The organism is Paucibacter sp. XJ19-41, from assembly GCF_028462495.1.
In the GTDB taxonomy this organism is placed as follows: Bacteria; Pseudomonadota; Gammaproteobacteria; order Burkholderiales; family Burkholderiaceae_C; genus Roseateles_E.
In genome coordinates, this window is record NZ_JAQOWX010000011.1 from 66,604 (window position 1) to 77,950 (window position 11,347).

The following is an 11,347-nucleotide window of genomic DNA, read 5'->3' on the forward strand; positions in this document are numbered from 1 at the left end:
GAAGGACGATGAGCGCCCCCTCGGGGGGCACTGAACGAAGTGACTGTGGGGGCGAGCATGTTCAGAAGCTCTCGTCCACGGCCAGCTCGTGCTTGGCCATGATTTGCGGTTTGACCTCCAGGTCGGGCGGCACGTTCAGCAGCCGCAGGCTTTGCGCCACCACCTGGCTGAACACCGGACCGGCCACCCGGCCACCGAAATAGACGCCGGTGCTGGGCTCGTCCAGCATCACCGCGACAACGATGCGGGGCTTGGAGATCGGCGCGATGCCGACAAACCAGGAGCGGTACTTGTTGGTATAGCCCTTGCCTTCCTGCTTGTGCGCGGTGCCGGACTTGCCACCGACGCTGTAGCCGCTGACCTGGGCCATCGGCGCGGTGCCGCCGGGCGCGGCCGCCAGCTGCAGCATCTCGCGCACCTGCTGCGCAGTCTTGGGCGAAAACACCTTGATGCCGTGGGCCACCTCGCCCTCGGGCTGCTTGATCATCGTGACCGGCAGCACCTCGCCGTCGCGCGCGAAGACGGTATAAGCGCGCGCCAGCTGGAACAGCGAGGCCGACAGGCCATAGCCATAGCTCATCGTCGCCTGCTCGATCGGGCGCCAGCTCTTGTAGGGCCGCAGCTTGCCGGTCACCGCGCCGGGGAAGGCCAGCTGCGGACGCTGGCCCAGGCCGATGGCGGTGAACATCTCGTGCATCTCGCGCGCCGGCATCTGCATGGCCATCTTGACCGTGCCGATATTGCTGGACTTCTGGATCACGCCGGCCACCGTCAGATCGCCGTAGACATGGGCATCGGTCGGCGACCAGCCGCTGATATTGACGCTGCGCGGTGCGACATTGATGATGGTGTCGGGCCGTACCCGGCCACTCTCCAGCGCCAGCGCGGCGATGAAGGGCTTCATCGTCGAGCCGGGCTCGAAGATATCGGTCAGCGCGCGGTTGCGCAGCTGGGCGCCACTGAGGTTCTTGCGATCACCCGGGTTGTAGCTGGGGTAGTTGGCCAGGGCCAGCACCTCGCCGGTCTGCACATCCAGCACCACCACCGAGCCGGCCTTGGCCTTGTGCTCGGCCACCGCATCGCGCACCCGCTGGTAGGCGAAAAACTGCACCTTGGAGTCGACCGACAGATCGATGTCGCGGCCATTGACGGCCGGCAGGCTCTCGCCGAAATCTTCGACGACGCGGCCCAATCGATCACGCACCACCGAGCGCGAGCCGTCGCGACCCTGCAGGTCCTTCTGGAAGGCCAGCTCGATACCCTCCTGGCCGCGCTCCTCGATATTGGTGAAGCCCACCACATGGGCGGCGGCCTCGCCTTCCGGATACTTGCGCTTGTACTCGCGATCCTGGAACACGCCCTTCAGCGCCAGCGCCTTGATCTGGGCGGCGGTGTCGTCATCGGCCTGGCGCTTGAGCCAGACGAAGCGGGTGGTCGGGTCAAGCTTCTTCTCCAGCTCCTTGGCACTGATGCCGAGGATCTTGGCCAGCGCGCGGCGCTTGGCCGGATCGGCATCGACCTCCTTGGGGATCGCCCAGACCGAGGGCACGGCGACGCTGGTGGCCAGCACCTGGCCCTTGCGGTCGACGATGCGCCCGCGGCTGGCCGGCAGCTCCATCGTGTGGGCATAGCGGGCCTCGCCCTGGCGCTGATAGAAGTCGGCCGCGATGAACTGCACATAGACGGCCCGGCCCAGCAGGCCGACAAAGCCCAGCCCGACCAGGGCGACCAGAAAGCGCGAACGCCAGGGCGGCGTCTTCGAGGCCAGCAGCGGGCTGCTGGAATAGCTGACGCTGCGGGTATTGAGCGCGCGCGCGCCGGCGCCACGGCCCGCTTCGGGGCGCCACCAGCTCATCGCTGCACTCCCGAGGCGGCACGGCCGCCCTCGACCACCTGGGTCAGCGCCGGCGTGATGGTCTGCATGCGCAGGCGCTCGCGGGCCACCTGCTCGACACGCAGATTGGTCGCCTGCGCATGGCGCTCGGCCTGCAGGCGCTGGCTGTCGGCCTCCAGGCGCCGGGCCTCGGCCTGCGAGCGGTCCAGCGCGGTGAACAGGCGGCGCGAGTCATAGGCGCTGCGCACCAGCAGCATGCCGCTGACCAGCACGGCCACGAGCAGCAGCAGGTTCAGCCGGCTCATCGCTTGCCACCCTTGTGACGGTGGTGCTCGGCGGGCAGCGGCGCCTCGGTGCGTTCGGCCACGCGCAGGATGGCCGAGCGCGAACGCGGGTTGGCGCGCACCTCGGTCTCGCTGGGCTTGATGCGGCCCAGCGCCGTCAGCGCCAGCGCCTGAGGCTCGGCAAAGGGCGCGCGGCGATCGAACACTTCCTTGCTGTGCGCGGTGATGAAGTTCTTGACGATGCGATCTTCCAGCGAATGGAAGCTGATCACCGCCAGCCGGCCGCCGGGGGCCAGCAGGCGCAGTGCCGCATTCAGCCCTTGTTCGAGCTCCTCAAGCTCGGCGTTGACGTGAATCCGAAGCGCTTGAAATGTGCGCGTTGCAGGGTCCTGGCCCGGCTCGCGGGTTTTGACCGCGCCAGCCACGACCTTGGAAAGCTCGTCGGTGCTTCGAACAGCACTCCCGCTTTCCCGGCGAGCAACAAGCGCCTTTGCAATCTGTGAAGCAAACCGTTCTTCCCCATAGTTGCGTATGACCTCCGCAATCTGGCGCTCATCGGCGCGGGCCAGGAAATCCGCGGCACTTTCGCCGCGGGTGGTGTCCATGCGCATGTCCAGCGGTCCGCTGAAGCGGAAGCTGAAACCGCGCTCGGGGTTGTCGATCTGCGGGCTGGAAACCCCCAGATCCAAAAGAATGCCCTGCACCTGTTCGATGCCCAGCGCCGCGAGCTGCGCCCGCATTTCGGCAAAGGCCGAGTGACAGATGGAAAAACGCGGGTCATCGACCCGCGTCTCGCCCGAGGTGGCGGCCGCAATGGCCTCGAGATCGCGATCGATCGCGATCAGCCGCCCGCCCTCCCCAAGCCTGGAGAGCAGCAGGCGCGAGTGGCCGCCGCGGCCATAAGTGCCATCGACATAGATGCCGTCGGGCGCGGTCAGCACCGCATCGACGGTCTCGTGCAGCAGCACCGTGGTGTGGGAGAACTCGGGAGTGGTGGCAGCGGTGTCCATCAGAAGCTGAAGTCCTTGAGGGCGTCCGGCAGTTCGGACTGCATCACCTGCGCCTCATGGGCCGCATAGGCCTGGGCATCCCAGAGTTCAAAATGACTGCCCATGCCCAGCAGCATCACGTCTTTTTGCAGGCCGGCGGCCACGCGCAGCTCGGGCGAGATCAACACGCGGGCCGCGCCATCGATCTCGACATCCTGGGCATTGCCGAGGAACACCCGCTTCCAGCCCGAGGCCGACATCGGCAGCGCCGCGATGCGGTCGCGGAAGTTTTCCCAGGCCGGGCGTGGGAACACCATCAGGCAGCCTTCCGGATGCTTGGTGATGGTCAGCTGGCCGGCGCACAGCGCCTGCAGCACTTCGCGGTGGCGTGTCGGGACGGCCAAACGCCCCTTGGCATCCATTGCCAAGGCGCTCGCCCCTTGAAACACAAAATTCGCCACAGCGACCCACTAAATTGCACTTTTCACCACTTTACTCACCGAGTCGCCATCGGTCAAGGTGAAACTCGATGTTTTCCCAATGAAATCAAGCACTTACATTCTGTTGTTCGAGCTTCCAGTCAGGCAAAATTCGTTCAAAAAGAAGGACTTGCATAGGGCACTGCAAGTGGAGGATGAACTTGAAATGAAGATGAAACAGGCGACGCCGGCATGCTGAGCCCAGCCCCTCCCGGGACTGGCCGCTGATCTCATGTCTAAGCGCCGGCAACCCGGCGCGTTGCTCAGGCGCGGGCGGAATCCGCCGCCGGCAGCCACAGCCGCACCAGCAGCCCGCCGCCCGGCGCATCGTCCAGCGTCAGCCGGCCGCCATGGCTCTGCAGCACGCNCGGCAACCCGGCGCGTTGCTCAGGCGCGGGCGGAATCCGCCGCCGGCAGCCACAGCCGCACCAGCAGCCCGCCGCCCGGCGCATCGTCCAGCGTCAGCCGGCCGCCATGGCTCTGCAGCACGCTGGCCACGATGGCCAGACCCAGGCCGCTGCCGGCCTGGCTCTGGTCGGGCAGGCGCGCGAAGCGGTGCAGCACCGCCTCGCGCCAGGCCGGTGCAATGCCCGGCCCCTGATCGCTGAGGCGCGCGCAGATCTCGCCCCCCTCGCGCCACAGGCGCAGGCTGACGCGCCCGCCCTCGGGGCTGTACTTGATCGCGTTCTCGATCAGATTGCCGAACAGCGAGCCCAGGCCCTCGGCCTGGCCGTCCAGCCAGAGCGACTCCGGCAACTCGCAGTCCAGCTGCACGCGCCGCCCCTCGGCCAGGATGGCCGTCTCGGCCAGCACCTCGCCGACCAGGACTGCCAGGTCGAGGCGCCGGGCCGGCGCCTGGGCTTCGGCCTCGCTGCGCGTCAGGGTCAGCAGCTGGTTGATCAGGCGCGTGGCACGGGCGCTGCTGCGCAGCATGCCGTCCAGCAGCGGCGCAGCCGGTGGCGGCAGCGCCAGGCGCTGCATCGACTCGGCATACAGACTCATCGCGCTGAGCGGCGTGCGCAGCTCATGGGCAGCATCGGCGACGAACTGGCGCTCACGCGTGCGCGCGCCGCGCAGGCGGCCGAGCAGCCGGTTGATAGCCTCCAGCAGCGGCCGCAGCTCGCGCTCGCGAGCCGGCAGCGTGATCGGCGACAGCTCCTGCTCGTCGCGCCGCGCCACCTCGGCGCTAAGCCGGCGCCAGGGCCGCAGCGCCCAGCGCACCGACAGCCAGGCCGGCAACACCAGCAGCGGCAGGCTGACGATCAGCGGCAGCAGCAGATAGCCGCGGCTGTTCAGCGCCACCATCACGGCCATGATGCCCTGGGGGTAGATGAAGCTGACCGCGACATCGCTGCCGCTGCCGGAGTGCACGGTCAGCACCTGCCAGCGGCCATCGACCATCTCGATCTCCTTGAGTCCCTCGGGATGGCGCTGATACAGCGAGGCAGGCAGGCCGTCGGTGGCGAAGACCCGGGCCGCGCCGCGCCAGACCAGCATGCCGGTGCGCAGCATCGGGTCGTCCTGCTCGCCGCCGCCCAGGCGGTTCCATTCATCGACCTTGCCCAGCACCCGGTGCAAAGCCTCGGGCTGGTCGACCAAGGCCTCGGCCGTGGCCACCAGGGCCTCCATCGCCGGCACCGACTGGCGCAGCGCCGTCTCCTGCTGGCTCTCCCTGACCACCAGCAGCACCAGACCCAGCCAGACCAGGCTGACCAGCGCGATCTGCGCCAGCAGCAGGCCACGCAGCACCGAGGGCTCGACCAGCCGGCGCCACCAGCCCCTCATCGGGTGGTGACGCTCTGGCGGTCCATCACATAGCCCAGGCCCCGTATCGTGCGGATATAGCCCTCGCCGATCTTGCGGCGCAGGCTGGAGATGTGCACATCCAGCACATTGCTCTCGGCCGCGCTGCCGGCCAGCACCTGGTCTTCCAGGAAGCGCCGGGTCAGCACCCGGTCGGCGCGCTTCAGCAGCGCCGCCAGCAGACGGAACTCGCTGGGCGAGAGCTCCAGCAGCCGGCCATCGACCGTCGCCCGCATCGAGGCCTCGTGCAGCAGCAGGCCGCGCAGGCTCAGCTGCCCGCTCTCCAGGCCATAGCTGCGCCGCGCCAGCGCCCGCACCCGGGACAGCAGTTCCTGCAAGGCAAAAGGCTTGACGAGATAGTCGTCGGCGCCGCCGTCCAGGCCGCGCAGACGCTCATCCAGGCCGTCGCGCGCGCTCAGAATCAGGGCCGGCACGGCCGCCGACTCTTGCTTCAGCCAGGCCAGCAGCTCATGGCCGTCACCATCGGGCAGGCCCAGATCCAGCACCAGCAGGTCGGGCCGGGCACCGCCCAGGGCCGCGATCGCGTCGGCCAGGCGGCGCACCCAGACCACACGGTAGCCCTCGGCTTCGAAAGCCAGGCGCACCGCGTCCCCCAGGTCCAGATCGTCTTCGAGCAGCAGGATGTTCATGAGCACCGCGATTGGAGCATGGCCGCCTGAAGACCGCCTGAAGACGCGGCCGGGCTCAGGCCCGCGTCATCGTCGCGCGCAGTGCCTGCGTCAGCAGGCTCAGACTCTCGGCCAGATGGGCCCGGCTCTCGACCGACAGGCCGCCGCGGCCCGCGGCCTGGCGCAGCTGGGCCTGCAGCCGGGTGGCGTGATGGCGCAGCAGGCTCAGCGCGTCGGGCGGCAGGCTGGCCGAGCCGCGCGTCAGCAGGGTCTGAACCCGCTTCAGATGCTCGCGCTGCAGATTGCGGCGCAGCCGGTCGATCTCGGCGCCGCTTTTCAGCTCGCTCCAGATCGAGCCCTGCAAGCTCGCATAGACCTCGCTGAGCGAGATCAGGCCGCGGCGCTGCTCGACGGCCACATAGGCCGGCAGATCGAGCAGGCGCTGCGCTGTCGGTGCGCCCAGCAGGCGGTCCAACGCCCCCAGCTGCACCCGCGCGACCGAGGCCGGGATGCTCAGCGGCAGGCCACGCAGATCGCGTTCGTTGTAGTCCAGGCCCAGGCTGGACAGGAACTCGGGCCGGAAGCGGAAGCTGTCGGCGCTGAAGATGCCGCTGGCCAGAAACTGCAAGGCCTCGCGCTGCTTGGCCGGATCGACCGGCGCGAAGCTGGGCCGACCGGTGCTGCCGGGCAGGTCGCGCAGCGCCGTCATGCCGCCAACGTATTTGGCGCTGAGCTCGGCCACAGTGGCCAGCTGGGTCAGGCCGGCCAGCACCGAGCGGCGCGCGCGCAGCGGATCGTCGCCGGGCTGGGGCTGGCGGTCCTGCACGCGGGCCCAGAGTTCCTGCGAGAGCTTCAGGCGCTTCTTGTAGTAGGCCAGTGGGTCGTTGCTGAGGTCGAAGCGATTGGCGCTGGGGTCCATGCCGTCGTAGAGACCGCTGGTGCCGGCATCGACATCGTCGCCGTAGGCCAGCGCCGGCTCGGTACTGCGCGCGGCTATACGCGCCAGCTCGGCCGCCTCGCTGTCCTTGGGCAGCGGCTTGTAGGCGTATTCGATAGCCCAGTAATCGTAAGGCCCCAGGGTCGAGCGGTGGAAGCCGGCCTGGGGTTCGCCCTTCAGCGCGATATTGACCGCCACATACTCCATCACTGAGTTGGAGATGCTGTGGGCCTCGGTGAAGGCCTTGTCCTGCAGCTGCGCGGCATTGATGCCGGTGGAGGCCTTGAAGTTGTGCTTGAGCCCGAGGGTGTGGCCGACCTCGTGCATCATCGTGCCCTTGATGGTGCTGCGCACAAAGGCCTCGACCTCGGGGCTGTCGGGCGCGAACTCCTCGCGCGCTTCCAGCAGATCCAGCGCGAACTCGGCCTCGGCGGCGCTGAACTCGGCGTCCATGCAGACCGAGCCGTCGGATTGCTGGTGGCTGTGGCGACCGATGTCGTCGACGATCTGGCGCCGCGCGCCGCGACCGAAGGCATCGCTGAGGCCGATATCGGCGTCGAGACTCTCGCCGCTGCGCGGGTCACTGCGGCTGGGGCCGATATTGAAACCGATGTCGGCGCCGACAAACCAGCGCACCGAGGCATGGCCGGCGTCCATATTGTCCCAGTCGGCATCGTCGGGCTGCTGCTTGACCACCAGCGCGTTCTTGAAGCCGATCTTCTCGAAGGCCTTGTTCCACTCCAGGATGGCCTCGGCCACCACCGGGCGGTATTTGAGCGGGATGTTCTTGTCCAGCCAGAAGGTGATGGGCTTGACCGGCTCGGACAGCGCGGCCGCCTCGTCCTGCTTCTCCAGCCGCCAGCGCTTGATGTAGTGGACCCGAGGGTTGGCTTTCAGATCGCCGCCCAGATCGCTGAAGGCGTCGCTGAAATGGCCCAGGCGCGGATCGGCCAGGCGCGGCGCCATCGGCTGCTCGGGCAGGGCCGCAAAGCTGTAGACATAGCTGACGAAGAAGCTGCGCGGATCGGACGTGGCCTGCGGCGGCGTCGGGGCTGGGCCGGGCAGCAGCGGCGGCGCCGGGATGCGCGGCGTCGCGAAGTGGATGCGGGCGCTCAGCGTGGACAGCGCGGCCTCGGCGCGGGCGGTCTCGATGAAGGAGTTGGCGCGGTCCAGGCTGAACGGCAGGCGGTAGGCCGCCTCCAGCTTGGTCGAGTAGCCGGGGATGTCGGACAGCAGGAAGGCCGCGTCGACCAGCAGGGACTTGCGCTCGGGGTGTTCGGCGCTGGCCAGTGCGCCGGCGCCTAGCAGGCTGGGCGAGAAGGCCTGCTCGATGGCGCGCCGGGAGCCCTGATCGGCCACCGCGCGGAACTGGGTGTTCAGCGCGATCAGCTGCAGCTGCTTGCCGACCAGGCGAAATTCGGCCAGCCAGGCTGGGCCCATCTGGCTGGCGTAGAGACCACGCTCGCCGACCGAGTTGGAGAAATTGACGCTGAACAGAAAAGGCTTGTTCAGCGCCGCCTTCGGCACCTCGATCCAGACCTTGTCGTCCTTGCGCCAGCGCGGGAACAGGCCCTCATCCGGACTGGCGCCTTTGATGACCTCGGCGAAGGGCTTGGGGGCCGCCGCGCTTGCGGGGGATGGCGGCGTCTGGGCCAGACTGACGCCGCTGCTCAGCAACAGGGCCAACAGCAGCGCCGACAGTGGATGGGGGCAAAGTGTCATCTGGAGCAATATGGTTTGTGAATCCTGGGAAACAAAAGCCGGCACGCGGCCGGCTTTTGCGAGGGGCGGGCCGCGGCGGCTCAGCTGCGTGTCATCGTCGCACGCAAGGCCTCGGTCAGGCTGCCCAGGCTTTCGGCCAGATGCGCACGGCTCTCGACCGACAGCGCGCCATTGCCCGAGGCCTGGCGCAGCTCGGCCTGCAGCCGGGTCGCGTTGTAGCGCAGCAGACTCAGCGCATCGGGCGGCAGACTGGCCGAGCCCCGGGTCAGCAGGGTCTGCAGGCGCTTCAGATGCTCGCGCTGCAGATTGCGGCGCAGCCGGTCGATCTCGGCCCCGCTCTTGAGCTCGCTCCAGACCGAGCTCTGCACCGTGGCATAGACCTCGTTGAGCGAGATCATGTTCTTGCGCTGGGCCGGCGCCAGATAGGCCGGGGTGTCGAGCAGGCGGGTCGCGGTGTTGGCGCTGAGCAGGCGGTCCAGCGCCACCAGCTGCACGCGGGCGACTGCGGCCGGCAGGTTGACCGGCACGCCCCGCTCCCACTCGTTGTAGTCCAGGGTCAGACTGGCCAGCAGCTCGGGGCGGAAGCGGAAGCTGCTTTCGCTGAACAGGCCGGTGGACAGGAACTGCAGGGCCTCGCGCTGCTTGGCCGGCTCGACCGGCCGGAAAGCCGGGCGGCCGGTGCTGCCCGGCAGATCGCGCAGCGCATGCATGCCGCCGACATACTTGCCCACCAGCTCGGCCGCACGGTAGAGCTGGTTGAAGCCGGCCAGCAAGGCGCGGCGCTGGCGCAGCGGATCATCACCGGCCTCGGGCTTGCGGTCCTGCACGCGGGTCCACAGCTCCTGCGAGAGCTGCAGGCGCTTCTTGTAATAGGCCAGCGGGTCGTCGCCGAGGTCGAAGCGGTTGGCCAGCGGATCCAGGCCGTCATAGAGGCCGAAGCCGCCGGCATCGGCATCGTCGGCATAGGCGAGAGCCGGCTCGGTGCTGCGCGCAGCGATGCGTGCCAGCTCGGCCTTCTCCTGCTCCGGCGCGATCGGCTTGTAGGCGTACTCGATGGCCCAGTAGTCGTAAGCACCCAGCGTGCTGTTGTTGAACGCGGCCTGGGTCTCGCCCTTGAGCGCCAGGTTGTAGGCGTTGTAGTCCATCACCGAGCCGGAGATGCCCTTGGCCTCGGTCAGGGCCTTGTCCTTGAGCTGCTCGCGAGTGATGGTCGTCGAGGCCTTGAAGTTGTGCTTCAGGCCCAGCGTGTGACCCACCTCATGCATGATGGTGTCCTTGATCACCGCCTGCACAAAGGCCTCGGCCTCGGGGCTGTCGGGCGCGATATCGCCGCGCGCTTCGAGCAGGTCCAGCGCGAAGTTCATCTCGGCCGCAGCCTCCTGCGCATAGTGGCACTGGGCCGGCGCCTCGCCCGCCGGCAAGCCCTGCAAGCCCTGCCAGCCCTGGCTCAGCTGGGCCAGGCGCTGCTCGCTGCTCAGGCCCACGTCTTCGACAATCATGCGGCGCGAGCCGCGCGCGAACACATCGCTCATGCCGATGTCGGCGTCCAGGATCTCGCCGCTGCGCGGGTCGGTGTGGCTGGGGCCGATCGCAAAGCCGACATCGGCGCCGACGAACCAGCGGATCGACGCATGGCCGGCGTCCATATTGTCCCAGTTGGCATCGTCGGGCTGCTGCTTGGCGACCACAGCGTTCTTGAAGCCGATCTTCTCGAAGGCCTTGTTCCATTCAACAATGCCGGCCTCGACCGCCGGCCGGTATCGGGCCGGGATGTTCTTGTCCATCCAGAAGGTGATGGGCTTGACCGGCTCGGACAGCTCGGCGGCCGGGTCCTGCTTTTCCAGGCGCCAGCGCTGCACATAGTGCAGGCGCGGGTTGGCCTTCAGATCACCGCCCAGGTCGGTGAAGGATTCCATGAAGTGACCCAGGCGCGGGTCGGCATGGCGCACCGCCATCGGCGTCTCGGGCAGGGCCGCGAAGCTGTAGACATAGTCGACGAAGAAGCTGCGCGGGTCCGGTGTGGACTGCGGCGGCGTCGGCGGCGGCACCGGGCTGGGCGTGGGCACCAGCGGCGGCGCGGGGATGCGCGGCGTCGCGAAATGGATGCGGGCGGTCAGGGTCGACAGCGCGGCCTCGGCGCGGCTGCTCGCGATCGAGGAGTTCGCGCGGTCGATCGCATAGGGCAGGCGGTAGGCCATCTCCAGCCGGGTCGAATAGCCGGGAATGTCGCTGAGCAGGAAGCCGGCATCGACCAGCACCGACTTGCGCTCCGGATGCTCGGCGCTGGCCACCGTGCCCGAGCCCAAGAGGCTGGGCGAGAAGGCCTGCTCGATGGCCCGCTTGGAGCCCTGGTCGGCCACCGCGCGGAACTTGGTGTTCAGCGCGATCAGCTGCACCTGCTTGCCAACCAGGCGGAACTCGGCCATCCAGTCCGAGCCCATCTGGCTGGCATAGAGGCCGCGCTCACCGACCGAGTTGGCGATATTGACGGTGAACAGCACCGGCTTGTTCAGCATCGCCTTCGGGATCTCGATCCAGACCTTGTCATCCTTGCGCCAGATCGGGAACAGGCCGTCCTGCTGGGTCGCGCCCTTGCTGACCTCGGCGAAGGGCTTGGGCGCGGTCGGGTCGACCGGCGGCTTGGCGGCGGCACCGGCCGGCGCGCTGGCG

General features: G+C 68.4%; 8 protein-coding genes. All 8 read right to left on the minus strand.

Annotation, left to right across the window (positions count from 1 at the left end):
* Window positions 1–61 precede the first annotated feature (61 nt).
* A complete protein-coding gene (locus tag PO768_RS04745) occupies window positions 62–1,855 on the minus strand; it encodes a peptidoglycan D,D-transpeptidase FtsI family protein (RefSeq protein WP_272645123.1) in 1,794 nt (597 codons plus the stop codon).
* On the minus strand, window positions 1,852–2,139 hold the full coding sequence (gene ftsL / locus PO768_RS04750) for a cell division protein FtsL (RefSeq protein ID WP_137941595.1): 288 nt from the start codon (window positions 2,137–2,139) through the stop codon (window positions 1,852–1,854). The genes PO768_RS04745 and ftsL overlap by 4 nt, the downstream gene beginning before the upstream one ends.
* Window positions 2,136–3,128 carry a 16S rRNA (cytosine(1402)-N(4))-methyltransferase RsmH gene (gene rsmH, locus PO768_RS04755; RefSeq protein WP_272645124.1) on the minus strand — a complete coding sequence of 331 codons (993 nt, stop codon included), beginning with the start codon at window positions 3,126–3,128 and terminating at the stop codon, window positions 2,136–2,138. The genes ftsL and rsmH overlap by 4 nt, the downstream gene beginning before the upstream one ends.
* Window positions 3,128–3,556 (minus strand): division/cell wall cluster transcriptional repressor MraZ, encoded by a 429-nt coding sequence (mraZ, locus tag PO768_RS04760; RefSeq protein WP_262971241.1) that lies wholly within the window; start codon window positions 3,554–3,556, stop codon window positions 3,128–3,130. Before mraZ ends, rsmH begins: the two co-directional genes overlap by 1 nt.
* A gap of 417 nt (window positions 3,557–3,973) precedes the next feature.
* Window positions 3,974–5,371 (minus strand): sensor histidine kinase, encoded by a 1,398-nt coding sequence (locus PO768_RS04765; protein ID WP_272645125.1) that lies wholly within the window; start codon window positions 5,369–5,371, stop codon window positions 3,974–3,976.
* Complete coding sequence (locus PO768_RS04770) at window positions 5,368–6,039, minus strand: response regulator transcription factor (RefSeq protein ID WP_272645126.1); 672 nt, start codon at window positions 6,037–6,039, stop codon at window positions 5,368–5,370. The genes PO768_RS04765 and PO768_RS04770 overlap by 4 nt, the downstream gene beginning before the upstream one ends.
* Window positions 6,040–6,094: 55 nt before the next feature.
* Window positions 6,095–8,677: a zinc-dependent metalloprotease gene (locus PO768_RS04775; RefSeq protein WP_272645127.1), complete on the minus strand. Its 2,583-nt coding sequence runs from the start codon at window positions 8,675–8,677 to the stop codon at window positions 6,095–6,097.
* 80 nt (window positions 8,678–8,757) lie between these two features.
* A partial coding sequence (locus tag PO768_RS04780; protein WP_272645128.1) for a zinc-dependent metalloprotease occupies window positions 8,758–11,347 on the minus strand: 2,590 nt, incomplete at its 5' end.